At 65.5% G+C, this 25,836-nt stretch carries 22 protein-coding genes; 6 read left to right on the top strand and 16 right to left on the bottom strand.

The window, feature by feature from the left end:
• Positions 1-13: 13 nt before the first annotated feature.
• The 6 genes from WJU27_RS01630 to WJU27_RS01605 all read right to left on the bottom strand — a co-directional run bounded on the left by WJU27_RS01630 (position 14) and on the right by WJU27_RS01605 (position 7,443).
• Positions 14-1,015, bottom strand: a complete 1,002-nt coding sequence (locus WJU27_RS01630) for a PstS family phosphate ABC transporter substrate-binding protein (protein ID WP_341420938.1) — start codon at positions 1,013-1,015, stop codon at positions 14-16.
• A 114-nt stretch (positions 1,016-1,129) separates the two neighbouring features.
• Entirely contained in the window at positions 1,130-2,401 is a 1,272-nt protein-coding gene (locus tag WJU27_RS01625) for an O-acetylhomoserine aminocarboxypropyltransferase/cysteine synthase family protein (protein ID WP_341421611.1), read from the bottom strand.
• Between the two features lie 130 nt (positions 2,402-2,531).
• Complete coding sequence (gene glmM / locus WJU27_RS01620) at positions 2,532-3,887, bottom strand: phosphoglucosamine mutase (RefSeq protein WP_020165289.1); 1,356 nt, start codon at positions 3,885-3,887, stop codon at positions 2,532-2,534.
• Between the two features lie 17 nt (positions 3,888-3,904).
• Entirely contained in the window at positions 3,905-4,747 is an 843-nt protein-coding gene (gene folP / locus WJU27_RS01615; RefSeq protein WP_341420937.1) for a dihydropteroate synthase, read from the bottom strand.
• Between the two features lie 61 nt (positions 4,748-4,808).
• A complete protein-coding gene (ftsH, locus tag WJU27_RS01610; RefSeq protein WP_019917509.1) occupies positions 4,809-6,695 on the bottom strand; it encodes an ATP-dependent zinc metalloprotease FtsH in 1,887 nt (628 codons plus the stop codon).
• A 115-nt stretch (positions 6,696-6,810) separates the two neighbouring features.
• On the bottom strand, positions 6,811-7,443 hold the full coding sequence (locus WJU27_RS01605; protein WP_341420936.1) for an RlmE family RNA methyltransferase: 633 nt from the start codon (positions 7,441-7,443) through the stop codon (positions 6,811-6,813).
• 39 nt (positions 7,444-7,482) lie between these two features.
• On the opposite strand from WJU27_RS01605, the gene WJU27_RS01600 reads away from it, so the two are divergent.
• Positions 7,483-7,935, top strand: a complete 453-nt coding sequence (locus tag WJU27_RS01600; RefSeq protein ID WP_020165292.1) for a YhbY family RNA-binding protein — start codon at positions 7,483-7,485, stop codon at positions 7,933-7,935.
• Positions 7,936-7,950: 15 nt separating this feature from the next.
• On the opposite strand, the gene greA is transcribed toward WJU27_RS01600, so the two are convergent.
• From greA to WJU27_RS01570, 6 genes are all read right to left on the bottom strand, one after another.
• Positions 7,951-8,424: a transcription elongation factor GreA gene (gene greA, locus WJU27_RS01595; protein WP_020165293.1), complete on the bottom strand. Its 474-nt coding sequence runs from the start codon at positions 8,422-8,424 to the stop codon at positions 7,951-7,953.
• Positions 8,425-8,429: 5 nt separating this feature from the next.
• Positions 8,430-11,645: a carbamoyl-phosphate synthase large subunit gene (gene carB / locus WJU27_RS01590; RefSeq protein WP_020165294.1), complete on the bottom strand. Its 3,216-nt coding sequence runs from the start codon at positions 11,643-11,645 to the stop codon at positions 8,430-8,432.
• A gap of 82 nt (positions 11,646-11,727) precedes the next feature.
• Positions 11,728-12,870 (bottom strand): glutamine-hydrolyzing carbamoyl-phosphate synthase small subunit, encoded by a 1,143-nt coding sequence (carA, locus tag WJU27_RS01585; protein WP_341420935.1) that lies wholly within the window; start codon positions 12,868-12,870, stop codon positions 11,728-11,730.
• Positions 12,871-13,031: 161 nt separating this feature from the next.
• A complete protein-coding gene (locus WJU27_RS01580; RefSeq protein WP_296812558.1) occupies positions 13,032-15,611 on the bottom strand; it encodes a response regulator in 2,580 nt (859 codons plus the stop codon).
• A 76-nt stretch (positions 15,612-15,687) separates the two neighbouring features.
• A complete protein-coding gene (gene dapB / locus WJU27_RS01575) occupies positions 15,688-16,485 on the bottom strand; it encodes a 4-hydroxy-tetrahydrodipicolinate reductase (protein WP_029143778.1) in 798 nt (265 codons plus the stop codon).
• 55 nt (positions 16,486-16,540) lie between these two features.
• The gene (locus tag WJU27_RS01570) at positions 16,541-16,996 is read right to left on the bottom strand and encodes an outer membrane protein assembly factor BamE (RefSeq protein ID WP_304002503.1); all 456 of its coding nucleotides are present in this window, start codon (positions 16,994-16,996) and stop codon (positions 16,541-16,543) included.
• A gap of 105 nt (positions 16,997-17,101) precedes the next feature.
• On the opposite strand from WJU27_RS01570, the gene fur reads away from it, so the two are divergent.
• Positions 17,102-17,548: a ferric iron uptake transcriptional regulator gene (gene fur / locus WJU27_RS01565; protein WP_019917499.1), complete on the top strand. Its 447-nt coding sequence runs from the start codon at positions 17,102-17,104 to the stop codon at positions 17,546-17,548.
• Between the two features lie 42 nt (positions 17,549-17,590).
• Entirely contained in the window at positions 17,591-18,154 is a 564-nt protein-coding gene (locus WJU27_RS01560; RefSeq protein WP_341420934.1) for a TMEM165/GDT1 family protein, read from the top strand.
• On the opposite strand, the gene recN is transcribed toward WJU27_RS01560, so the two are convergent.
• Both recN and WJU27_RS01550 read right to left on the bottom strand, forming a co-directional pair.
• On the bottom strand, positions 18,155-19,810 hold the full coding sequence (recN, locus tag WJU27_RS01555; RefSeq protein ID WP_341420932.1) for a DNA repair protein RecN: 1,656 nt from the start codon (positions 19,808-19,810) through the stop codon (positions 18,155-18,157).
• Between the two features lie 27 nt (positions 19,811-19,837).
• Entirely contained in the window at positions 19,838-20,728 is an 891-nt protein-coding gene (locus WJU27_RS01550) for an NAD kinase (protein WP_341420931.1), read from the bottom strand.
• A 158-nt stretch (positions 20,729-20,886) separates the two neighbouring features.
• Here WJU27_RS01550 and hrcA point away from each other — a divergent pair, with 158 nt between their 5' ends.
• Both hrcA and hemH read left to right on the top strand, forming a co-directional pair.
• A complete protein-coding gene (hrcA, locus tag WJU27_RS01545; protein WP_020165302.1) occupies positions 20,887-21,906 on the top strand; it encodes a heat-inducible transcriptional repressor HrcA in 1,020 nt (339 codons plus the stop codon).
• A gap of 43 nt (positions 21,907-21,949) precedes the next feature.
• Complete coding sequence (gene hemH, locus WJU27_RS01540) at positions 21,950-23,047, top strand: ferrochelatase (RefSeq protein WP_020165303.1); 1,098 nt, start codon at positions 21,950-21,952, stop codon at positions 23,045-23,047.
• A gap of 47 nt (positions 23,048-23,094) precedes the next feature.
• On the opposite strand, the gene WJU27_RS01535 is transcribed toward hemH, so the two are convergent.
• Both WJU27_RS01535 and WJU27_RS01530 read right to left on the bottom strand, forming a co-directional pair.
• Positions 23,095-23,628 carry an AP2 domain-containing protein gene (locus WJU27_RS01535; protein WP_020165304.1) on the bottom strand — a complete coding sequence of 178 codons (534 nt, stop codon included), beginning with the start codon at positions 23,626-23,628 and terminating at the stop codon, positions 23,095-23,097.
• Between the two features lie 123 nt (positions 23,629-23,751).
• Positions 23,752-25,134, bottom strand: coding sequence for a protein kinase domain-containing protein (locus WJU27_RS01530; RefSeq protein WP_019917489.1), 1,383 nt, complete (start codon positions 25,132-25,134; stop codon positions 23,752-23,754).
• Between the two features lie 164 nt (positions 25,135-25,298).
• Here WJU27_RS01530 and grpE point away from each other — a divergent pair, with 164 nt between their 5' ends.
• On the top strand, positions 25,299-25,835 hold the full coding sequence (grpE, locus tag WJU27_RS01525) for a nucleotide exchange factor GrpE (RefSeq protein ID WP_341420930.1): 537 nt from the start codon (positions 25,299-25,301) through the stop codon (positions 25,833-25,835).
• Position 25,836 lies beyond the last annotated feature (1 nt).

Below are 25,836 nucleotides of genomic sequence, written 5' to 3'. Positions count from 1 at the left end.
TGCAGCGGAATCCTTATTCCTTCGGATCGCGCTTGAGCAGGTCGGACACCTTGACGCCCACTTCCGAATGACCGCCGAAGGCCGTACCGGTCTTCTTCTTCGTGAAGTTCTCCAGCGCGTGCTTGTAGTCCGCGTCGGTCAGCGGCACGTACTTCACTTCCTTGGTCAGCGCGGCGGCGTTCTTCAGGTAGAACTCGACGAATTCCTTCACTTCCGGCTTGTCGACCGAAGCGGCATTCACGTAGATGAAGATCGGGCGCGACAGCGGCTGGTAGTCGCCCGAGATCACCGCTTCCAGCGACGGCTCGACCGCCTTGCCAGTCTTCGGATTGACCACCGGCACGGCCTTCAGCTTGTCCTTGTTCTCGACGTAGTAGGCGAAGCCGAAGTAGCCGAGTGCGCCGGTGTCACGCGACACGCCCTGCACAAGCACGTTGTCGTCTTCCGACGCGGTGAAATCGCCACGGCTGGACTTGGACTTGCCGACGATGGCTTCGGTGAAGTAGTCGAAGGTGCCGGAATCGGCGCCCGGGCCGAACAGCTTCAGACCGGAGTCGGGCCAGGCAGCGTTGACCTGATTCCACTTCAGGATCTTGCCCTGAGCGGCCGGTTCCCACATGGTCTTCAGCTCGGCAGCGGTAATCTGCTTCAGGAAGCTGTTCTTCGGGTTCATCACCAGCGTCAGCGCATCGAAGGCGACCGGCAGTTCGATGTACTTGATGCCGGCAGCCTTGCAGTCAGCCATTTCCTTGTCGAGGATGGGACGCGAGGCGTTCGACACGTCGATCTCGCCGCGGCAGAACTTCTTGAAACCGCCGCCGGTACCGGAAATGCCCACTGTGACCTGGACAGTGCCCTTCTTTGCCTTCTGGAATTCTTCCGCCACCGCCTCGGTGATCGGGAAAACAGTGCTCGAACCGTCGATCTTGACCAGCGTCGGGGCTGCCAGGGCGGATGCGGAAGCAAACAGGGCGCCGACAGCGGCGGTCAGGGTGGCGATCTTGCGTACGTTCATCAGGACTCTCCGTAAGGTTGCGTCGTGTTGCGATGCGACGAAGCGCAGTTTATGAATGCTTTGTTACACCCATGTGAAGGTGAAACAATTCATCCAGCCACCCCATGACCGTGGTCAAACCGCCTGCAGAGCCTGATCCAGGTCCTCGATGATGTCGTCGATGTGCTCGATGCCGATCGACAGTCTGACCATGTCTTCCGACACGCCCGCCCGCTTCAGCTCGTCCGGCGAGAGCTGGCGATGGGTGGTCGAGGCCGGATGGCAGGCCAGCGATTTGGCGTCACCGATATTGACCAGCCGGGTGATCAGCTTCAGCGCATCCTGGAAGCGCGCCCCGGCTTCGCGCCCGCCCTTGACGCCGAAGGTGAGCAGGCCGGAGGCCTTGCCGCCGAAATAGCGCTGCACCAGCCCGTGGCTGGGGTGGTCCGGCAGGCCGGCGTAATTGACCCATTCGACCTTCGGATGCGAGCTGAGGTGGCGGGCGACTGCGGTCGCGTTTTCGCAGTGCCGGTCCATGCGCAGCGCCAGCGTCTCCAGCCCCTGCATGATCAGGAAGCTGTTGAACGGCGAGATCGCCGCGCCCATATTGCGCAGCGGTACCGTACGCGCGCGACCGATGTAGGCGGCCGGCCCGAGCGCTTCGGTGTAGATCACGCCGTGGTAGCTCACTTCCGGCTCGTTCAGCCGGCGGAAGCGGGTCTTGTGTTCGGCCCACGGGAAGCGGCCGCCATCGACGATGATGCCGCCGATGCTGGTGCCGTGACCACCCATGTACTTGGTCAGCGAATGCACGACGATGTCGGCGCCGTGCTCGATCGGCCGCGTCAGATAGGGCGACGGCACGGTGTTGTCCACGATCAGCGGCACGCCGCCCTCGTGCGCCACCTTGGCGAACGCGGCGAAATCGACCACGTTGCCGAGCGGGTTGCCGATCGACTCGCAGAACACCCCCTTGGTACGTGCGTCGATCTTCGCCGCAGCGGCGGCCGGATCGGCCGCATCGACGAAGCGCACCTCGATGCCGTACTGCGGCAGCGTGTGCGCGAACAGATTGTAGGTGCCGCCGTACAGCGCCGACGTGGCGACGATGTTGTCGCCCGCCTCGGCGATGGTCATGATCGCGTAGGTGATCGCCGCCTGGCCGGACGCCAGCGCCAGCGCCGCGATACCGCCCTCCAGCGCGGCGACGCGCTGTTCCAGCACGTCGCTGGTCGGGTTCATGATGCGGGTGTAGATGTTGCCCTTGACCTTGAGGTCGAACAGGTCGGCCCCGTGCTGCGTATCGTCGAAGGCGTAGCTGGTGGTCTGGTAGATCGGCACCGCGACCGCCTTGGTGGTCGGATCGGGCGAATAGCCGGCGTGAATGGCAAGCGTGTCGAAACGCATGTTCATGTCCTCCCTCTGGTTGAGGGCCGAAATCTACACGCGGACGGCATCACGCACAAAAGCGGTGCAGCAAACAAAAATGCCGCCCCGCGAATGCGGTGGCGGCATTTCGGGGAGAAGCGTCTGCCGCTCAGGCGGCCATTGCCGACTCGACCACCTGCGCCAGGCGCTGAGCCAGCCGGCCGACTTCGGCGGCGTCCTGTCCTTCGACCATCACGCGCAGCAGCGGCTCGGTGCCCGACGGACGCAGCAGCACGCGGCCGCGCTGCGCCAGTTCGCTTTCGACCTCGATGCGGGTCTGGTCGATGATGGGCGCCTTCTTCCAGTCGAAACCGGGGCGCAGCTTCACGTTCACCAGCTTCTGCGGGTAGAGCTTGAGACCGGAACAGGCCTGCTCCAGGCTGATGTCCTGCGCACGCAGCGCGGCCAGCACCTGCAGCGCCGCGACGATGCCGTCGCCCGTCGTGTGGCGGTCGAGGTCGATGATGTGACCCGAGTTCTCGCCGCCGAGGCGCCAGCCCTGCTGGTGCAAGGTTTCCAGCACGTAGCGGTCGCCCACCTTGGCGCGCGCCAGACCGACCCCCATTTCGTTCAGCGCGTGTTCGAGCGCCAGATTGGTCATCAGCGTGCCGACCACGCCGTTCAGCCGGCCTTCGCGCAGGCGCTGGGCGGCGATGACGTAGAGCAGTTCGTCGCCGTCGTAGATGCGGCCGGAAGCGTCGCACATCATCAGGCGGTCGGCGTCGCCGTCGAGGGCGATGCCGATATCGGCGCCGGTCGCACGCACCGCCTCGGACAGCGACTTCGGCACCGTGGCGCCGACGCCGTCGTTGATGTTCATGCCGTTCGGGCTGCAGCCGACGGTCACCACCTCGGCGCCCAGTTCGTGGAACACCTTGGGCGCGATGCTGTAGGCGGCGCCGTGCGCGCAGTCGAGCGCGATCTTCAGGCCGCGCAGGTCCAGTTCGGTCGGGAAGGTGCTCTTGCAGAACTCGATGTAGCGACCGGGCGCATCCTCGATCCGTCGCGCCTTGCCGAGGCGGGACGACTCCATGCAGCCCATCGGCTCATCGAGCAGTGCCTCGATCTGCAGTTCGACCTCGTCCGGCAGCTTGGTGCCGCGAGCGGAGAAGAACTTGATTCCGTTGTCTTCGAAGGGGTTGTGCGAGGCGCTGATCACCACCCCCGCCTGCAGGCGCAACGCGCGGGTGAGATAGGCGACGGCCGGCGTCGGCACCACCTTGGCCAGCACGGTGTCGACACCGGCGGCGGCAAAACCGGCTTCCAGCGCGGCTTCGAGCATGTAGCCGGACACCCGGGTGTCCTTGCCGATCAGCACCGCCGGGTGTTCGCCCGCGGGCAGATGTTCGGTGGCCACCAGCGCGCGGCCGGCCGCGTAGCCGAGGCGCATCACGAAATCCGGCGTGATCGGGGCCTGACCGACCCGACCGCGTACGCCGTCCGTACCGAAATAGCGTCTCGACATCTGCACCGTCTCCTGTTCTATCTTCCGTGTTCGAAAATGCCCGCCACCTGCCAGACCGAGATCGCGTCGCGGGTGGCTGCGACGTCGTGCACGCGCACCATGTGCGCGCCCCACGCGACCGACGCCAGCGCGGCCGCCACGCTGGCCGCCACCCGATCGGTCACCGGTCGCCCGGTCAGCCGTCCCAGCACCGACTTGCGCGACAGACCGACGAGCAATGGATAACCATAATCGGCCAGCGCACGCAGTCCCTTGAGCAGGGTCAGGTTGTGTTCGGAGGTTTTTCCGAAGCCGAACCCCGGGTCGAGCATGATGCGTTCGCGCGCGATGCCGGCATCTTCCGCGGCGCGGGCCTGTTGCAGAAGGAAATCAGTCACTTCCGCGCACACATCGGCATAACGGGGATCGTTCTGCATGGTCTGCGGCGTGCCCTGCATGTGCATGATGCAGACGCCGGCATCGGTGGCCGCCACCGCCTCGACAGCACCGGGTGCGCGCAGGCCGTTGATGTCGTTGACCAGCGTGGCGCCGGCCGCCAGCGCCGCGCGCATCACCTCCGGCTTCCAGGTATCGATGGACAGCGGCACGCCGAGGCCGGACAGTGCCTCGATCACCGGCACGACGCGGCGGATTTCTTCCTCCGCCGGCACCGGATCGGAGCCGGGACGCGTCGATTCGCCACCGATGTCGAGCATGTCGGCGCCGTCAGCGATGAATTTCTCGGCCTGGGCGACGGCCCGGGCGACGTCGAAGGCAATGCCGTCACCGGAGAAGGAGTCGGGCGTGGCGTTGATGATGCCCATCACGAGCGGGCGATCGAGCGAGAGGCGGTAAGGGCCGCAGTGCAAGGTCGTGTTCATGGTCGTCACAAATGAAAACCGGAGGCAGCGCCTCCGGTCGTGGGTTGAAGTGCAGCAGGTGTCAGGCCGGCGCTGCGGCGTTCGCTGCCGCTCCCGGAGCACCGCCGTCGGACGATGCCTTGGGCGGACGCGAGGTCGGCTTCGGCGGGCGCACCGGCCGATCGTTCATGATGTCGTCGATCTGGTCGGCATCGATGGTTTCGAAGTCGAGCAGAGCCCGGGTCATCGCCTCGACCTTGTCGCGGTTGTCCTCCAGCAGCTTGCGGGCAACGGCGTAGCGCTCGTCGATGATGCTGCGGATTTCCGCATCGACGTGCTGCATCGTCGTTTCCGACATGTTGCGGTGGGTGGCGACCGAGCGGCCGAGGAACACCTCGCCCTCCTCCTCGCCATAGACCATCGGGCCCATCGCATCGGACATGCCCCACTGGGTCACCATGCGGCGCGCAAGGTCGGTCGCGCGCTGGAAGTCGTTGGCAGCGCCGTTGGTCATCTGGTTCATGAAGATCTCTTCGGCGATGCGGCCGGACAGCATCATCGAAATGAGCTGCAGGCAGTAATCCTTGTCGTAGCTGTAGCGGTCCTTCTCGGGCAGCGACATGGTCACACCCAGCGCGCGACCGCGCGGGATGATGGTGACCTTGTGCACCGGATCGCACTTGGGCAGCAGCATGCCGACGATGGCGTGGCCGGACTCGTGATAGGCGGTGTTCTTCTTCTCTTCCTCGTCCATCACCATGGTGCGGCGTTCAGCGCCCATGATGATCTTGTCCTTGGCGCGCTCGAAGTCCTCCATGTCCACGACACGCTTGTTGCCGCGTGCAGCGAATAGCGCCGCTTCGTTCACCAGGTTGGCGAGGTCGGCGCCGGAGAAGCCGGGCGTGCCGCGGGCGATGATTTCCGCCTTGACGTCGGGCGCCAGCGGCACCTTGCGCATGTGCACGGCGAGGATCTGTTCGCGACCGCGGATGTCCGGCAGCGGCACCACGACCTGACGGTCGAAGCGGCCCGGGCGCAGCAGCGCCGGGTCGAGCACGTCCGGACGGTTGGTCGCGGCGATGACGATGATGCCGGTCTGGCCTTCGAAGCCGTCCATTTCGACCAGCAGCTGGTTCAGCGTCTGTTCGCGCTCGTCGTTGCCACCGCCGAGGCCGGCACCGCGCTGGCGGCCGACCGCGTCGATTTCATCGATGAAGATGATGCACGGCGCCTGCTTCTTGGCCTGTTCGAACATGTCGCGCACGCGGGCCGCGCCGACGCCGACGAACATTTCAACGAAATCGGAACCCGAAATCGAGAAGAACGGCACCTTGGCTTCGCCGGCGATGGCCTTGGCCAGCAGCGTCTTGCCGGTACCCGGCGAACCGACCATCAGAACGCCCTTCGGGATGCGACCGCCCAGCTTCTGGAACTTGGACGGATCGCGCAGGAACTCGACCAGTTCACCCACTTCTTCCTTCGCTTCGTCGCAACCGGCGACGTCGGCGAAAGTGACGGTATTGGTGGACTCGTCCAGCATGCGTGCCTTGGACTTGCCGAAGGAGAAGGCACCACCGCGGCCGCCGCCCTGCATCTGGCGCATGAAGAAGATCCAGACGCCGATCAGCAGCAACATCGGGAACCACGACACGAAGATGCTCATCAGGAAGCTCTGTTCCTCTTCCGGCTTGGCGACCACCTTGACATTGCTCTTCAGCAGGTCGCTGATCAGCCAGATGTCCTGCGGCGGTGCGTAGGAGGTGATGCGCTTGCCGTCAGCGGTCTGGGCGTTCAGCGAACGGCCCTGGATTTCGACCTTGGTGATCCGGCCGGCCTTCACCTCTTCGAGGAATTCCGAATACTCGACCATGCCTTGCGTGGCCTGGCGCTGATTGAACTGGTTGAAAACCGTCATCAGCACGATGCCGATCACAAGCCAGATCGCAAGATTTTTGAACATGTTGTTCAAGGCATTTCCTCTGTATTCCCGGAACCGGATTGACCGGTCCGATCAATGCAACATCACGAATCGACCACCGACAGACCGGAATCGGCCGCGTATGTTCCGCGCCCGCACCTGCATGTCACGCACCAGGCTCTCCACGCCTGCCACGACACAGAAGATACACCTCTGAACTGCGGTCGCGGGAACTGTCGGGTTTGCGCACGGCCACCGACGTGAAAAGTTGTTCCATTTCGCGTCTGAGCTCGTCGAAACCCGAGCCCTGAAACACTTTTACGAGCATGTCACCGCCGCTCTTGAGGTGTTCGCGTGCGAATTCGAGCGCCAGTTCGAGCAGATGAATGGATCTCGCCTGATCGGTGACCGCGATTCCGGACAGGTTGGGGGCCATATCGGACAAAACAAGGTCCACGCGACGACCCTCCAGCGCTTCCACCAGTTCGGCCAGCGCCTCATCCTCACGGAAATCGCCGAGGATGAAGTGCACGCCGTGCACCGGCTCCATCGGCAACAGGTCGATCGCCACCACCCTGCCGGCCGCGCCGACCTTTTTCGACGCCACCTGCGACCAGCCGCCGGGCGTGCTGCCGAGGTCCACCACCACCTTGCCCGGGGCCAGCAGACGGTCCTTGTCGTCGATCTGCATCAGCTTGAACGCGGCGCGCGAGCGAAAGCCCTGCGCCTGCGCCTGCTTTACATAGGGGTCGTTGATGTGGTCGTGTACCCACTGGCGGCTGGTTTTGTTCTTGGCCATGACTTAGCTTAGACTTGCGCGCCTTTCTGGAAGAACGCCATGTTGACCCTGACTCCCGATGAACGCCGCGCGCTGCGCGCGCAAGCCCACCCGCTGAAGCCGGTCGTGATGATCGCGCAGAACGGCTTGACCGCTGCGGTACTGAAGGAAATCGAACTGGCGCTCAAGTCGCACGAGCTGATCAAGGTACGCGTGTTCGACGCGGACCGCGAACAGCGCGACGCCTGGCTGGCGGAAACCTGCGAAACGCTGGGTGCCGCGCCGGTACAGCGCATCGGCAACATCCTGGTGCTGTACCGCCCCAACCCCGAGCTGCACGTGCCGGCCGAGCCGGTCAAGCCGGCGCGCAAGAGCGCCGCCAAGACGTCTGCCGCCAAGCCCGGCAAGCCGGTCCCGACGCGCAGTGCGCCGGCCAAGCCGGTGGCCAATCGCCGCGGCGTCGCCCGCAACAGCACGAAGCCGCTCAGGCCGCGCGCCCGTCCGACGCGCTGAGCCTCGGCGCTGCGCTCAGACGTAGCGCACGTCCACTATTTCGTATTCGCGGATGCCGCCCGGGGCCTGCACTTCGGCCACGTCACCGGCGTACTTGCCGATCAGCGCGCGCGCGATCGGTGAATTCACCGAAATCATGCCCGCCTTCAGATCTGCCTCGTCGTCCCCGACGATCTGGTAAGTCACCGGCTTGCCGGCTTCCACGTCTTCCAGATCGACTGTCGCACCGAACACAATACGCCCGTCGGCGTCGAGCGCCTTCGGATCGATGATCTGGGCGTTCGACAGCTTGCCTTCGACTTCGGCAATCCGGCCTTCGATGAAGCCCTGACGCTCCTTCGCCGCGTCGTACTCGGCGTTTTCGGACAGGTCGCCGTGCGAGCGCGCTTCGGCGATCGCCGCGATGACGTTGGGACGATCCACGGTTTTCAGTCGGTGCAGCTCAGCCTTGAGCTTTTCGGCACCATTGACGGTAAGAGGTACGCTCATATCGTTCAGTCGATCTGCGCGTGCAGGGCCTGCAGCGCATAGGTTTCGAGTTCGGAAATGCGCATGCCTGCACACGCGGCACGCGCGCCTTCGACGGTGGTGAACAGCGTCACGCGGCTGGCGAGTGCGCTGGTGCGGATCGAGCGCGAATCGTTGATGGCGCTGCGCTTTTCATCCACCGTATTGACGATGAAGGTGATTTCATCGTTCTTGATCATGTCCACGATGTGCGGACGGCCTTCATTCACCTTGTTCACCGGGGTGACCGGCAGACCGGCTGCGGCGATGGCTGCTGCGGTGCCGCGGGTGGCGACCAGCGTGAAGCCCAGTTCGTGCAGCTCGCGCGCGACCTCGATCGCCTTGGCCTTGTCGGCCGGCTTGACCGAAATGAAGGCGCGACCGCCGGTCGGCAGACGCACGCCAGCCGCGAGCTGGCTCTTCACGAAGGCCTCGCCAAAGGTGCGACCGACGCCCATCACTTCGCCGGTGGACTTCATTTCCGGGCCGAGGATGGTGTCCACGCCCGGGAATTTCACGAAGGGGAATACCGCTTCCTTGACCGAGAAGTAAGGCGGCACGACTTCGTGCGTGACACCCTGGTCGACCAGCGAGCGGCCGGCCATGCAGCGCGCGGCGATCTTGGCCAGCGGCAGGCCGCAGGCCTTGGACACGAAGGGCACGGTGCGCGAGGCACGCGGGTTCACTTCGAGCACATAGACCGTGTCGCCGGAGGCGTCGCGCTGGATCGCGAACTGCACGTTCATCAGGCCGACCACGTTCAGACCGCGCGCCATCAGTTCGGTCTGGCGACGCAGCTCGTCGCACAGTTCCGGCGTCAGCGAGAACGGCGGCAGCGAGCAGGCGGAGTCGCCCGAATGCACGCCGGCCTGTTCGATGTGTTCCATGATGCCGCCGATGATGACCTGCTGGCCGTCAGAGAAGGCATCCACGTCCACCTCGGTGGCGTCGTTCAGGAAGCGGTCCAGCAGCACTGGCGAGTCGTTGCTCACCTTGACCGCCTCGCGCATGTAGCGCTCGAGGTCGGACTGCTGATGCACGATTTCCATCGCCCGGCCGCCCAGCACATAGCTCGGGCGCACCACCAGCGGATAGCCGATTTCGGCCGCCAGACGCACCGCCTGGTCTTCCGCACGAGCGGTGCGGTTGGGCGGCTGCTTGAGGCCGAGGTCGTTGAGCAGCTTCTGGAAGCGCTCGCGGTCTTCCGCGGCGTCGATCATGTCCGGCGTGGTACCGATGATGGGTACGCCATTGGCTTCCAGGTCACGTGCCAGCTTCAGCGGCGTCTGGCCGCCGAACTGGACGATCACGCCTTCCGGCTTCTCGATGGCGACGATCTCCAGCACGTCTTCCAGCGTCAGCGGCTCGAAATAGAGACGGTCGGAGGTGTCGTAGTCGGTCGATACGGTTTCCGGGTTGCAGTTGACCATGATGGTTTCGAACCCGTCCTCGCGCAGCGCGAGGGCCGCGTGCACGCAGCAGTAGTCGAATTCGATGCCCTGGCCGATGCGGTTCGGGCCACCGCCCAGCACCATGATCTTGCGCGCCGAGCTCGGGTTGGCTTCGCACTCCTCTTCATAGCTGGAGTACATGTAGGCGGTGTCGGTCGCGAACTCGGCGGCGCAGGTATCGACCCGCTTGAACACCGGGCGCACGCCCAGGGTCTGGCGGTGCAGGCGCAGCGCGGTTTCGTCGCACTGGAACAGCCGCGCCAGGCGACGGTCGGCGAAGCCCTTACGCTTCAGATCGCGCATCGTCGCGGCATCGACGCTCTTCAGGCTGCGGCCGAAGAAGGCGCGCTCGGTCAGGATGATGTCCTCGATCTGCGCCAGGAACCACGGATCGATCTTGGTCAGCTGATGCACTTCGTCCAGGCTCATGCCGTTGCGGAAGGCCTGACCGACATACCAGATGCGCTGCGGACCGGGCAGCGCCAGTTCGCGTTCCATCTCGTCCTGATCGGTCTCGATCTCGTCGAAACCATAGACGCCGACTTCGAGACCGCGCAGCGCCTTCTGCATCGATTCCTGGAAGCTGCGGCCCATGGCCATCACTTCGCCGACCGACTTCATCTGCGTGGTCAGGCGGTCGTTGGCCTGCGGGAACTTCTCGAACGCGAAACGCGGAATCTTGGTGACCACGTAGTCGATCGACGGCTCGAAGGACGCCGGTGTGGCACCACCGGTGATGTCGTTCTTCAGCTCGTCGAGCGTGAAGCCGACCGCCAGCTTGGCGGCGATCTTGGCGATCGGGAAGCCGGTCGCCTTGGACGCCAGCGCCGACGAACGCGACACGCGCGGATTCATTTCGATCACGATCATGCGGCCATCGGCCGGGTTGATCGAGAACTGCACGTTGGAACCGCCGGTATCGACGCCGATCTCGCGCAGCACCGCAATCGACGCGTTGCGCATGATCTGGTACTCGCGATCGGTCAGCGTCTGCGCCGGCGCAACGGTGATCGAGTCACCGGTGTGCACGCCCATCGGGTCGAGGTTTTCGATCGAACAGACGATGATGCAGTTGTCGGCGCTGTCGCGCACGACTTCCATCTCGTATTCCTTCCAGCCGAGCAGCGATTCCTCGATCAGCAGCTCGTTGGTCGGCGAGGCTTCGAGACCGCGCTTGCAGATCTCGACGAATTCCTCGTGGTTGTAGGCGATACCGCCGCCGCTGCCGCCCATCGTGAAGGACGGGCGGATGATGGCCGGGAAGCCGATGCTGGCCTGCACCTGCAGCGCCTCTTCCATCGAGTGGGCGATGCCGGAGCGGGCCGAACCGAGGCCGATCTTGGTCATCGCCTGCTTGAACTTCTCACGGTCCTCGGCCTTGTCGATCGCCTCCTGCTTGGCGCCGATCAGCTCGACCTTGTACTTGTCGAGCACGCCGTGGCGGGCGAGATCGAGCGCGCAGTTCAGTGCGGTCTGGCCGCCCATGGTCGGCAGCAGCGCGTCCGGACGCTCCTTCTCGATGATCTTCTCGACCATCTGCCAGGTGATCGGCTCGATATAGGTCACGTCGGCCATGCCGGGGTCGGTCATGATCGTGGCCGGGTTGGAATTCACCAGCACGACGCGGTAACCCTCTTCACGCAGCGCCTTGCAGGCCTGGGCGCCGGAGTAGTCGAACTCGCAGGCCTGGCCGATCACGATGGGACCGGCGCCGATGATCAGGATGGATTGGATGTCTGTACGTTTGGGCATTTGTCTTTGAGGGGTCAGGGACTAGGGATCAGGGACCAGGGGACACATCACGGCGGCTTCGCCGCCGCATGCTCTCCAGCCTCTAGCCCCTCTTCCCCAGCCCCTCCTCCATCATCTTCACGAATCGATCGAACAGATAGGCCACGTCGTGCGGGCCGGGGCTGGCTTCCGGGTGGCCCTGGAAGCAGAAGGCCGGCCGGTCGGTCCAGGCCATGCCCTGCAGGCTGCCGTCGAACAGCGACACGTGGGTGACCCGCACATTGGCCGGCAGCGTGGCCGGATCGACCGCGAAGCCGTGGTTCTGGCTGGTGATCAGCACACGGCCGGAATCGTTGTCCTTGACCGGGTGGTTGGCGCCGTGGTGGCCGAACTTCATCTTCAGCGTCTTCGCGCCCGCAGCCAGACCCATCAGCTGGTGGCCGAGACAGATGCCGAAGGTCGGAATCTTGCGGTCGAGGAAGGTGCGGATCGCGGCAATCGCGTAGTCGCAGGGTTCCGGATCACCCGGGCCGTTGGACAGGAACACGCCGTCCGGATTCATCGCCAGCACCTTGTCGGCCGGCGTCTGCGCCGGCACCACGGTCAGGCGGCAGCCGCGGCTGGCCAGCATGCGCAGGATGTTGCGCTTGACGCCGAAATCGTAGGCGACAACATGGAAAGGCGTCGCGTCGGGCTTGACGAAGCCGCGGCCGAGTTGCCATTCGCCCTCGGTCCATTCGTAGGGCGCGGTCGCGCTGACCACCTTGGCCAGGTCCATGCCTGCCAGGCCGGCGAATTCGCGCGCCTTGGCGACCGCCTCGGCGGCGTCGACCTTGCCGGCCATCAGACAGGCGCTCTGCGCACCCTTTTCGCGCAGCAGGCGGGTGAGCTTGCGGGTATCTATATTGGCGATGCCGGGAATGCCCTGCTCGCGCAGGTAGCCGTCCAGCGTCTGGTGACTGCGGAAATTGGACGAGCGCAGCGGCAGGTCGCGGATGACGAGGCCGGCAGCGAACACGCGGCCGGCTTCGACGTCCTCGACATTGACGCCGGTATTGCCGATGTGCGGATAGGTCAGCGTGACGATCTGGCGGGTATAGCTCGGATCGGTCAGGATTTCCTGATAGCCGGTGAGCGCGGTGTTGAACACCACTTCGCCGGTCGTGACCGTTTCCGCCCCTATGCTTTTGCCGTGAAAGACCGATCCATCGGCGAGTGCGAGCAGCGCGGGCGCATGGGCGGACACGTAGTAACTCCTGAATTTCTGATCGGGGGACGGCGGCGCGCGCGTGCGCCACATATGCGAAGCGGGAGGCGCCGTTCGAGGCGTCTCCCGCTGAGTGTGCGAATTATACCTCGGGGTGGTGCGGCGCGCAATTTTGGTGCGCAGAGGCGCGCCGCAGCCGGTCAGACCATTGCGGCCACACTCGTCCGACCACCGGAAAGCGCGTCGCCCAGACGGGCCAGTTGCTGGTCTGCGTCCTTGTGCAGCGTTGCCAGATCGGAAAGATCGCCGCCGCGTGCGGCATCTTCGAGACGGGTCACGCTCACCTCGGCACCAGCAGCGCCGAAAACCGACAGCGAACCGCGCAGCCGATGACAGATACGCGCCGCCCCGCCGCCGTCCTGCGCCTGCACGCAGACGCCAAGTCCGCGACGCAATTCGGGCAATTCGCCGAGGAACACGTCGATCACGCGCAACACCATGGCACGGTCGCCTTCCAGCGTGGCCAGCGTATGTTCGAGATCCATCACCGGATCGGCCGCATCCGGGCGTTCGCGCATCAGGCCATTCACGTCGGTGATCGCGGTCTGCGACATGCTGTCGTCCGGTCGCGCCAGCACCCGTTCGAGCGCCGCCAGCAGATCGTCGGCCTTGACCGGCTTGCTCACGTAGTCGTCCATGCCTTCGTCCAGGCACAGTTCGCGGTCGCCCTTCATCGCATTGGCGGTCATCGCGATGATGGGCAGATGCTCGACGTGGTCGGTGTCGATGACCCAGGAGCGGCGCTGCTCGCGCGCTCGTATCGCACGCGTCGCTTCGATGCCACCCATGACCGGCATCTGCACGTCCATCAGCACGACATCGAAGCTCTCGCGCTCGAGCAGGTCCAGCGCTTCCTGCCCGTTGTTGGCGACGGTTACCTTGTAGCCGGCACGCTCCAGCGTGCGCACGGCCACCAGCTGGTTGACCGGATTGTCCTCGGCCAGCAGCACGCGCCGGCTCGGACTTTCGCCCAAGCCCTCGTGCGCCAGCGAGCGCTCGATGTCCAGGTCACCGATGGCCAGCGCGAAATCGTCCAGTTCGTGCACCTCGTCCGGCCGGCTGCTCAGTGCCTCGCCCAGCGCCGACGCCAGCTCGTGGGCCGAGAACGGCTTGTGCAGGCGCCCGCGCACGCCCAGCGTGCGTGCGTGCGCGTTGTCGGCGGCCTGATTGGCACCACTGAACATCATCACCACCCGGTTCAGCCGGTTCGGGCCTTCGCAGAAGCCGGACACGAAATCGAAGGCGTCGGCGTCGGGCAGCGTGCGATCGACCAGCAGGATGTCGAAGGGCCGGCCGCTCTCGTGCGCCTGCTTGAGCGCCTGCCTCGCCGCCTGCACGGTGCCGACCGCCAGCGCCGACGCGCCCATGTCGCCCAGCATCGCGGCGACCACGCCGCGGCTGGGTGGATGATCCTCGATCAGCAGCACGCGCAGACCGTTGAATCGCTGGAAGTTCGGCGACAGCCCGGCCTGCTCGACCACCCGGCAGCGCATCGTGAAATGGAAGGTAGACCCCTGCCCCGGCGTGCTTTCCAGCCACAGGCGGCCGCCCATCAGCGTGGCCAGGCGATTGCAGATGGCCAGTCCGAGGCCGGTGCCGCCGAAGCGGCGCGTGGTCGAGGTATCGGCCTGCGCGAAGGCTTCGAACACCAGCGCCTGTTTGGTCGCGTCGATGCCGATGCCGGTATCGCGCACCCACAGGTGCAGCTCGGCTTCGGCACCGGTCGCAGCCGGAATGCCGACCGCCTCGCAACCGACCTCGATCTCGCCGCGCTGGGTGAACTTGACCGCGTTACCGATCAGGTTGACCAGGATCTGCCGCAGCCGGCCCGGGTCGCCGAGCACGCGTACCGGCAGATCCGGCGCGATGCGGCAGTACAGCTCCAGCCCCTTCTGCTGGGCACCGATGGCCAGCCCGCGGGCGGCCTCGCCGACCAGCTCGCCGGGCGAGCACTCGACTTCCTCGATCGCCAGCTTGCCGGCCTCGATCTTCGAGAAATCAAGGATGTCGTTGATGATGACCAGCAGCGCATCGGCCGAGGTCTTGATCGCATTGACGTATTCGCGCTGTTCGCTGTCCAGCGTGGTGTCGAGCATCAGCGCCGACATGCCCATGATGCCGTTCATCGGTGTGCGGATTTCGTGGCTCATATTGGCCAGGAAATCGCTCTTGGCGCGGCTGGCCGCCTCCGCCTTCTCCTTGGCACGCAACAGCTCGACCTCGGCCTGACGGCGCGCATCGAGCTGACCTATCAGGCCGGACACGCTGCCCACACGGCCGCGCTCGTCGCGCTCCGTGGCGGTCGCCTCGATGCGCATCCACACCATGCCGCCATCGACACGCCGCATCCGGACATCGATCGCCGGCTGACCCGACGCTCCCGCCAGACGGTCCTCCAGCCAGGCGTCGAAGCTGCCGAGATCGTCTTCGTGCAGGATGTCGCGCCACACCGCCAACAGGTCCGGCAGCTCGGCCTGGCTGTAGCCCAGCGACTGCCGACATTCGGCCGACACGACGAAGTGTGCGCTGGAAGGTATCCATTGCCAGGCGTGGCGCGATGCGTCCGTTCCGCCTGCCGATTCGAGCAGGCGATCGATCTCGCGCAGCGCTCCGGCCAGCGCCGAAGGTTCGGACTGAGCCGCCAGCCAGGCGCCGACAGTCCTGTCGTCAAGCGACGACAGACCGAGCTGTTGCAGCAGTGTATTCAGCGCTGGATGCATGAATGACCTGAACCGGATCCTGCAGAATTAACGACACACACCCGCAGCACTGAAGCGCCACTGCAGCCGTTGCGATTCAGCGCAGTCCGAGCACGTCCTGCATGTCGTACAGACCGCTGCTGCGCTCGACCAGCCAGCGCGCAGCGCGCAGGCTGCCCAGCGCGTAGGGCATGCGGCTGGCCGCCTTGTGCGTGATCTCGACCCGCTCGCCGATGCCGGCGAACAGCACCGTGTGGTCGCCGACGATGTCGCCGCCGCGCACGGTAGCAAATCCTATGGTGTTCGCATCGCGCTCGCCGGTATGTCCTTCGCGACCGTAGATCGCGCAGTCGGCAAGCGAGCGGCCCAGCGCATCGGCCACCACCTCGCCCATGCGCAGCGCGGTACCCGACGGCGCATCGACCTTCATCCGATGGTGCGCCTCGATCACCTCGATGTCGTAGCCGCTGTTCAGGATGCGCGCCGCGACGTCGAGCAGCTTGAACACGGCGTTGACGCCGACCGCCATGTTCGGCGCGAACACGATGGCCAGTTCCTTCGACGCCTCGGTCAGTTGCGCACGCTGAGCGTCGCTGAAGCCGGTGGTGCCGATGATCATCTTGACGCCCAGGCGCTTGCACGCGTCGAGGTGAGCGAGCGTGGCTTCGGGGCGGGTGAAGTCGATCAGGAAGTCGGCGCCGGCGAGCGCCGCCTCGACATCGCCGCGGATCAGCACGCCGCTCCGGATACCGAGAAAGGCGCAGGCGTCCTCGCCGATCGCAGGCGAGTCCGGACGATCGAGGGCTGCGACCAGCGTCGCCCCCTCGTCACGCGTGGTGGCTTCGATCAGCATGCGGCCCATGCGGCCGGATGCCCCCGCGATCGCTATGCGCATCGGTGACATGAAATCCTTTCAGTTCGCTGTGTGCGGACGCTCGCAGCGCCCGGTTTCACTTCTTCTCGGGTGCCGCAATCTCGCCCAGATCGAGCGTGCGCGTGCGCGGCTCCGGTGGCTGGATCTCGCCATCTTCCGCAGCGACCACGTCGCCGCCCACGCTGACCAGCTTGTCGTCCTCGAAATAGACGATGAGCCGGCGCTGCTGCGTGTCTTCCGGTTTGTTGCCCGGCTTGAAGTAATAGACGTAATCCCAGCGGTCCGGGTGGAACACGTCGGCCAGCATCGGCGAACCGAGCACGAAGCGGACCTGCTCGCGGCTCATGCCCGCCTTGAGCTGACCCACCATGTCCTGGGTGACCAGATTGCCCTGACGGATGTCGATACGGTAGGGATTGAGCTTGCTGGTGACGTCGAGCGCATCGGGCACCTCGAAGCTGCTGCAGCCGGCAATCAACGGAACAAGCGCTAGACAGACGCGGCTCAGGGTGGCAAAGGGAGCGAGGGACATCGCGGGCAGGACTCGGGTGATGATCGGGCGACCGCAGGCGGAACGCCGGGCCGGGCGCGAAAGTCTATATTATAGCGACCTTGCCATAGCCTCCAGACGACCCGGATGAGCGCAAATTCCCAGAACCTGAAGAACATCGGCCTCAAGGCCACACTGCCGCGACTGAAGATACTCGAGCTTTTCCAGCGTGCAGACGTGCGCCACATGAGCGCCGAGGACGTCTACAAGGCCCTGCTGCAGGAGGACATGGACATCGGCCTCGCCACGGTCTACCGCGTGCTGACCCAGTTCGAGCAGGCCGGCCTGCTCGAACGCCATTTCTTCGAATCTGGCAAGGCGGTGTTCGAGCTGAACGAAGGCCACCACCATGATCACCTCGTGTGCATCCAGTGTGGCAAGGTCGAGGAGTTTTACGACGCCGAGATCGAGCGCCGTCAGATCAAGGTGGCCAAGGAACGCGGCTTTACCGTACACGACCACGCGCTGACCATCTTCGCCGACTGCTCGACCGAAGCCTGCCCGAACAAGCGCAAGACCACACCCCGCGGCTGAGTCCAGCCGCGCTCACCCTCGCCGCCGTCCGGCGGCTTGCCCATGGATGCCCTGATCGCCTCCACCGCGCTGGTCGCGCTCGCCGAAATCGGCGACAAGACACAGCTGCTGTCCTTCGTGCTGGCGGCGCGCATGCGCCGGCCACGTGCCATCTGCCTCGGCATACTGGTGGCCACCGTGCTGAACCACGCGCTGGCCGCCTGGCTCGGCGCGCTGGTCGCTTCCGTCCTGTCGCCGGAGGTGCTGCGCTGGATCGTCGGCCTCGCCTTCATCGGCTGCGGGCTGTGGGCGCTGGTGCCGGACAAGCTGGAGGAAACCGAAGTCGGCAGCGCGCACGGCGTGTTCCTGACCTCGACCCTGCTGTTCTTCATGGCCGAAATGGGCGACAAGACACAGCTGGCGACAGTGGCGCTGGGCGCCCGCTTCGAGGACGCCTATGTCTGGGTGGTCGCCGGCACGACGCTGGGCATGATGATCGCGAACGTACCGGCGGTGTATATCGGCCAGAAACTGGCGCAGCGGCTGCCGGTGAACTGGATACGGCGCATCGCCGCCGGTCTGTTCGTCGCCACCGGCATCATCACGCTCTACGTCGGACTGAACTGATCAGGCGCCGAGCATTTCGCGCGCGTGCGCGCGGGTGGTGTCGGTGATCACCTCGCCGCCCAGCATGCGGGCGATTTCGTCGACGCGCGCCGGCGCATCCAGCGGCGTGACCGAACTGCGCGTCTGCCCGCCCTCGCTGCGCTTGGCAATCGACCACTGCCAGTCCGCCCGCGCCGCCACCTGCGGCAGATGGGTCACGCACAGCACCTGACGTGCCTCGCCCAGACGGGCGAGCTGGCGCCCGACCACCTCGGCGACGCGACCGCCAATGCCGACATCGACCTCGTCGAACACCAGCGTCGGCGTGCCGCTGCGCGCGCTGGCGATGACCTGGATGGCCAGTCCGATGCGTGACAGCTCGCCGCCCGAAGCCACCTTGGCCAGCGGTGCAAGCGGCTGGCCCGGGTTGGCAGCAACATGGAATTCGACCTCTTCGAGGCCAGTGGCCGACGGCTGATCGAGCGGCTTCAGCACCACTTCGAAGCGCCCGCCCTGCATCGCCAGCTCGGACATTGCCGCGGTCACCGCCTGTGACAGCTGCTTTGCGGCCGGCCGGCGCGCATTGGACAGTTCCTTGGCCGCCTCGACACAGGCCGCCCGCGCGGCATCGCGCGCCGCTTCGAGCGCGGCCGGGTCGGATTCGGCCTCCAGCCGCTGCAGCCCTTCCTGGCTGTCGGCCAGCAGCTGCGGCAGTTCATCCGGATCGACACGATACTTGCGTGCGCAGGCCAGCACCGTCGCGATCCGCTCGTCGGCACGCGCCAGCGCGGCCGGGTCGGCATCGATGCGATGCGCGTAGGCGCGCAGCGCACGCGCCGCCTCGTCGACCTGTGTGGCGGCCGATTCGATCAGGCCACGACATTCGCCGAGCGAAGCATCGAATGCTTCCAGCCGGCCAAGCAGCGACGCGATGTGCGCCAGTTGCCCGTCGAGCGCCGCCTCGCCCTCCTCGATCAGCGCCAGCGCCTCGGCCGAGCCTTCGAGCAATTGTGTGGCGTGCGCCAGTCGGCCGTGATCCTGTTGCAGTTCGGCCCAGGCCTGCGGCTCGAAGGCCAGTGCGGTCAGCTCCTCGACCTGCCATTGCAGCCGCTCGCGCTCGCGCTCGGCGGCGTCGCGGTCCTGCAGCGCGCGGGCCAGCGCCTGTTCGCGCTGCTGCCATTCGCGATGCAGCCGCCCGACGGTCGCCACCTGCGCAGTCAGACCGGCGTGCTGGTCGAACAGCGCGCGCTGCGCCGTCTCACGCATCAGCGCCTGATGGGCGTGCTGGCCGTGGATGTCGACCAGCTGGCCGCCGAGGTCGCGCAGCTGGCTCACGCTGGCCGGCGCACCATTTATGTAGGCGCGCGAACGACCGCCGGCGTCGATGACCCGACGGGCGATCACCAAGCCCTCTTCCAGCTCGAAATCCTGCTCCTTCAGCCAGCTGGCGACAGCGCTGTCGGCGGCACAGGAAAATTCGGCCGACAGTTCCGCCCGGTCACAGCCGGCGCGCACGACCGAGGCGTCGGCGCGGCCACCGAGCAGCAGCCCCAGCGCATCGACCAGGATGGATTTGCCGGCGCCGGTCTCGCCAGTCAGCGCGCCGAAGCCGGACGCAAAATCGAGTTCGAGCCGGTCGACCAGGATGAAGTCGCGGATGAAAAGACGTTCGAGCATGAAACGAAAGGGACTCAGACGTGAGGTTCAGACTTCCTTGGGCGCCTCGCTCCAGCGCAGCTTTTCGCGCAGCATCGAGAAGTAGCTGTAGCCGGGCGGGTGCAGCAAGGTAACGCTATACGGCGAACGCTCGATGCGCAGCACGTCGTCGCCCTGCAGATTGCAGTGTTCCTGGCCGTCGAAGTGCGCCCGCGCGTCGTGCCGCGAGAACAGGCGTACCTTCAGCACGGCCGAGTCGCCCAGCACGATGGGGCGCGACGACAGCGCGTGCGGGCACAGCGGCACGATGAGCATGCCGCCGAGCGACGGATGCAGGATGGGTCCGTTGGCCGACAGCGAGTAGGCGGTCGAGCCGGTCGGCGTCGATACGATGAGCCCGTCGGAGCGCTGGCTGTAGACGAATTCGTCGTCGACCCGCATTTCGAACTCGATCATGCGGCCGAGGTCGCCTTTCGAAATGACCACGTCGTTGAAGGCGAAAGCGGAGAACACCTCGGCCCCGTCGCGCAGCACCGATGCCTGCATCAGCGCGCGCCGCTCCGGACGGAACTGGCCGTGCATCAGCGATTCCATCGCGGCCAGCATGTTGGAGCGGGCGACGTCGGTCAGGAAGCCGAGACGGCCCTGATTGATGCCGACCAGCGGCACGTCGTGCGGCGCCAGCTTGCGTGCGGCACTGATCAGCGAGCCATCGCCGCCCACGACCACTGCGAGCTTTGCGCGGCGGCCCAAGGTATCGAAATCGGCCGCCTCGAAGCGATCGTCCGGCAGCACTTCGGCCGATGCCTGCTCGATCAGCACCTCGCGCCCGGACTCGCTCAGCCAGTGCGCCAGTGCGCGCAGCGACTCGGCCACTTCGGCGCTCTGGTACTTGCCGATCAGCGCGACGCAGCCAAAGGCCGGGGATTCGTTTTTCATCGGCGAATTAAACCACAAAGCCCCGAGCCGTCATCGACGGCACGGCGGTGTGACGGCGGCTGTGTCAATATCGGTGCGCTGACGGCGCCAACACGCCGGCGCTGCTCTAGAATCAGTCTCCGCAACCGCATCAGGATCCGTATCCCGCCACCCGCGCCATGCTTGAAGATCGATCGAGACTGCTGCTCAAGACCCTGGTCGAGCGCTACATCGCCGACGGCCAGCCGGTGGGTTCGCGCACGCTGTCGAAGTACTCCGGCCTCGACCTGTCGCCGGCGACCATCCGCAATGTCATGTCCGACCTTGAGGACATGGGCTACATCGCCAGCCCGCACACCTCGGCCGGCCGCATCCCGACGCCGCGCGGCTACCGCTTCTTCGTCGACACGCTGCTGTCGGTGCAACCGCTGGAGCCAGGCCAGATCAGCGAACTGAAAGGGGAACTGCGCCCGGCCGATCCGCGGCTGCTGGTCAATCAGGCGTCGCAGCTGCTGTCGCAGCTCACCCGCTTCGCCGGCATCGTCGTCGCGCCGCGCCGCCAGTTGCCGCGCATCCGCCAGATCGAATTCCTGAGCCTGTCGGACAAACGCATCCTGCTCATCATCGTGACCGACACCGGCGAGGTGCAGAACCGCATCCTGCTGACCGAACGCAACTTTTCGCCGTCGGAGCTGGTCAGTGCGGCCAACTACCTGAACCAGCACTACGTCGGCTTCGATTTCGACGAGATCCGCGGCCGGCTGCAGGCGGAACTGAAGCAGTTGCACGGCGATCTGACCACGCTGATGTCGGCCGCGCTGCAGGCCGGCAACGAGGCCTTCTCCGACGACAAGGGACAGTACGTCATCACCGGTGAGCGCAACCTGCTCGAGGTCGACGATCTCGCGTCCAACATGTCGCGGCTGCGCGAGCTGTTCTCGCTGTTCGATCAGCGCACGCAGCTGGCCAGTCTGCTCGACCTGTCGCAACGGGCCGATGGCGTGCAGATCTTCATCGGCGGCGAGTCCGGTCTGGCCCCGCTCGACGAATGCAGCGTGGTGACCGCGCCGTACGAGGTGCAGGGCCAGGTGGTCGGCACGGTCGGCGTGATCGGACCGACGCGCATGGCCTACGAGCGCGTGATTCCGATCGTCGACGTCACCGCCAAACTGCTGTCGAGCGCGCTGAGCCAGACCTGAAAACCCGTCTCCACCGGGACGGATCACAACAAGAAAACCGGATATGTCCCGCTTCGTCGAAGAACCGTCTTATTCACACGGCCAGATGCCGCGCACCGGCGTGCTGCTGGTCAATCTGGGCACGCCGGACCAGGCCGATGCGCCTTCGCTGCGCCGCTACCTGAAGGAATTCCTGTCCGACGACCGCGTGGTCGAGGTGCCGAAGCCGCTGTGGTGGCTGATCCTGAACGGCATCATCCTGAACGTCCGGCCGAAGCAGTCGGCCGAGAAGTACGCCACCGTGTGGACCGACGAGGGCTCGCCGCTGCGCGTGCACACCGAAAGGCAGGCCAAGCTGCTGCGCGGCTGGATGGTGGCGGCAGGGCAGCGCGAGATCGAGGTGCGACACGCGATGCGCTACGGCAGCCCGTCGATTGCCGACGTACTGCAGCAGATGAAGGCCGACGGCTTCACGCGCATCCTGATGGTGCCGATGTACCCGCAGGGCGCCTCAAGCACCACAGGTTCGGTGGTGGACGAGATGGCGCGCGCGCTGCTGCGCTGGCGCAACCTGCCGGAGATGCGCTACGTCCGCGCCTTCGCCGGTGACCGCGGCTATATCGACGCGCTGGCCGCCAGCGTGCGCGAGCACTGGCAGAAGAACGGCCGCGCCGACAAGCTGGTCATGTCCTTCCATGGCGTGCCGCACTTCCACCTGGAAAAGGGCGATCCCTACCACTGCGAATGCCACAAGACCGGCCGGCTGATTGCCGAGGCGCTCGGTCTGGCAAAGGAGGACTATCTGGTCACCTTCCAGTCGCGCTTCGGCCGCGCCCGCTGGCTCGAACCGTACACGCAGCCGACGCTGGAGAAGCTGGCCGAAGGCGGCCTGCGCAGTGTCGAGGTGATGTGTCCGGGCTTCGTCGCTGACTGTCTTGAAACGCTGGAGGAAATCGCGGTCGAGAACCGCGACGCCTTCATCGGTCGCGGCGGCAAGCAGTTCAGCTACATCCCCTGCCTGAACGAGCGGCCGGACTGGATCGCCGCGCTGGGCGGCATCGTGCGCCGCGAACTGGGCCACTGGTGGGACGAAGCCGGCCAGCCGCCGGCCGATCTGGCGCTGCAGGCGCGCAACGCGACGGCGATGGGCGCGAAGCAATAAAAAAGGCGACCTCGCGGTCGCCTTTCTGTTGCGCAATGCAGTCCTGTTCAGGCCGCAGCGCGCGTCGGCACGATGTTCTCGTCGTTCTTCGCCTTGCGCGGACGACCACGACGCGAAGCACCCGGATCGAACTGGCCGTCGAGCTTCTTCAGCGCATCCTTGCGCGCCTTCAGCGCCATCTTGAACGCACCTTCCTCGCCGTACTTGTTCACCGAGAACTTGACCCGCTTGCGACGCCCGGACGGCAGCGGCCACGACGCCACCCAGAACCAGCGCTGCTTGTCCTCCGGCATGTCACGGGTTTCGGAGGCGCAATAGCGGCACACGCCGACCACGCCGGAACGGTTGTTCTTCTTGACGATGCTCGAATACTCGCGCAGCGAGAAGGGCGGGAATTTCGAAATGATGTCGTCGCGAAACTGCTTCGCGGCGGCAAAGGCCTTCTGCTTGCCACCGAAGACACCATCGCTGAAGTGCTTCCGGTGTATCACTCCGCGTCGCTGTATGGTCACGAGCCAGCCATGCGTGCGGCTGGCTTCGTTGTCCACGCGGCTGATGCCATAAACTGAATTGCGGCTCAAGGTCGGTCTCCTTCCGATAGCACAGGCGTCGCCATGTGCTTGTGAGGAGAGTTTCGGCCTGCCGTGTCGAAACTTTAGCCGGGCCGGCGGGCGTTCTTCACGCCGCAGGGGTTGCGGGCACGCTCAGCGTCGGGCCGGCGTATCGGGCAGCAGTTCGAGATCGATGCCGCCGCCGATGACGGAAAAACCCGATTCGGTTGCCAGCACCACCTGCTCGCCCTGGGCGGCAAGGGCGGAATTGGCGCGGGCCAGCCGTTGCACCACGGTGCTGATGAGCTGGGCGCGGAAGTGTTCCAGACACTCTTCCGACGCGAGCGCCAGCGCCGACGGACTGACTTCGAGAAAGGCCACTGGCGAGGACGCGATCACGGTCGCCGAGCGGCGGAGGTGGTTGGGGTCGAGATAGCCCATTTCGCCAACCACCTCGCCCGGGCCCAGTTCGGCCAGCAGCCGGCCACCGACCACCACCCGGACATGGCCGGACACGATCAGCCCGAAGCGGTTATCGCTGTCGCCCTCGCGCATCAGCACCGTACCCTCGGTGTATTGCCGCCAGTTCGAGAAGCGCAGCACCTCCCACACCTCGACGTCGTCGAACTCGGTGAAGAAGGTCATCTTGCGCAGGATGGAGAAGCGCGTGGTGTCCGGCGGAACGTACTTGTCGTCGAGGATCTTGAACCGCACCGTCGACAGGTCCTTCGCGAACTCGGCGCCGTTCTTGTAGCGCGAGTAGAGGTCCTTCTCCAGCGCCTTGCGGATCACCCGATCCATCGCTTCCGGCACTTCCGGGTTCAGTTGCGACGCCGACGGCGGGTCGGCGTTGATGATCTTGTAGATGAGCTGGGCCGGATGCTTGGCGCGGAAGGGCAGCCGCCCGGTCAGCAGGTGGAACAGCACGACCCCCAGTGAATAAAGGTCGGTCTTCTGGTTCAGCGGATAGCCCTTCACCTGTTCCGGGCTCATGTAGGCCGGCGAGCCGACGCCCATGATGAAGGTCGAATCCTTGTCGTTTTCCTTCGCGACGTTCAGCGCCAGACCGAAATCGGTCACCTTCACCAGGTCGTTGGCGCCGATCAGGATGTTGGCCGGCTTGATGTCGCGGTGCACGACGCCGTGGCGGAAAGCGTAATCGAGTGCCATTGCGCACTTGAACACGATGCTCACCGCGCGCGGCAGCGGCAGCATCGTGTTGAATTCGCAGTAGTGGTCGAGCGGCTGGCCGTCGATGAACTCCATGACCAGGTAGGCCCGGTTCTCTTCGACCTGCGCATCGTAGATGCGGATGATGTTCGGATGGTCGAGCTTGGCGGCGATCGCCGCCTCGGTCAGGAAAAGTTTGCGCATGCGCCGCGACCACTTGCCCTGATCGCGGTTCTTGTCGCCGAAATCGACCAGCTTGACGGCGACCATTTCCTCGATGTCGTCGCACTTGCACAGGTAGACAGTCGCGGTGGCGCCCTTGCCGATCTCGCGGATTACCCTGTATTTGCCAATGCGTTCGAGCATGTCGTGTGGAGCGATGGACGCGTCATGAACCGCGAATGATAGGCCATCGCCAAGCGCCGGACAAAGAATGGGTCAAAAGGCTGATGGAAAGTCGACTTTCCGGGCTTGAAATGTGTCCGGACGCCCCCATTTCCGGCGGGTCTCAGATTCAGAGGATTTCCCGCATGACCGAGCAGACCCCGCAACCGGTGCCCGAAGAACAGCAGGCCGCCCCCAACACCGAAGCCGCTACGCCGGCCGCTGCCGTGACGCCCGAGGCGCTGGCCGCCGCCGAGCAGAAGGTGGCCGAACTGCAGGACGCGCTGCTGCGCGCCAAGGCCGAAACCGAAAACATGCGCCGTCGCGCCGCCGAGGACGTGATCAAGGCGGGCAAGTTCGCCGGCGAGAAGTTCGCTTCCGCCATGGTGCCGGTCAAGGACAGCCTGGAAGCGGCGCTGGCCGACACCTCGAACGACGTCGCCAAGATCCGCGAAGGCGTTGAACTGACGCTGAAGCAGCTGGTGCAGGCTTTTTCGGGCGCCAGCGTCGAGGAAGTGAACCCGCTGGGCGAGAAGTTCGACCCGCACAAGCACCAGGCGATCAGCCAGATCGAGGCGCCGGGCGAGCCGAATCACGTGGTGCAGGTGCTGCAGAAGGGTTATCTGCTGCACGACCGCGTGCTGCGCCCCGCCCTGGTCATCGTTTCGAAGGCTGCGGGCTGAA

Origin of the sequence: Methyloversatilis sp. NSM2, assembly GCF_038066675.1 — a bacterium.
Taxonomy (GTDB): domain Bacteria; phylum Pseudomonadota; class Gammaproteobacteria; order Burkholderiales; family Rhodocyclaceae; genus Methyloversatilis; species Methyloversatilis discipulorum_A.
The sequence above is the reverse complement of the archived record's forward strand: the minus strand, read 5'-3'. Positions and strand labels throughout refer to the sequence as shown.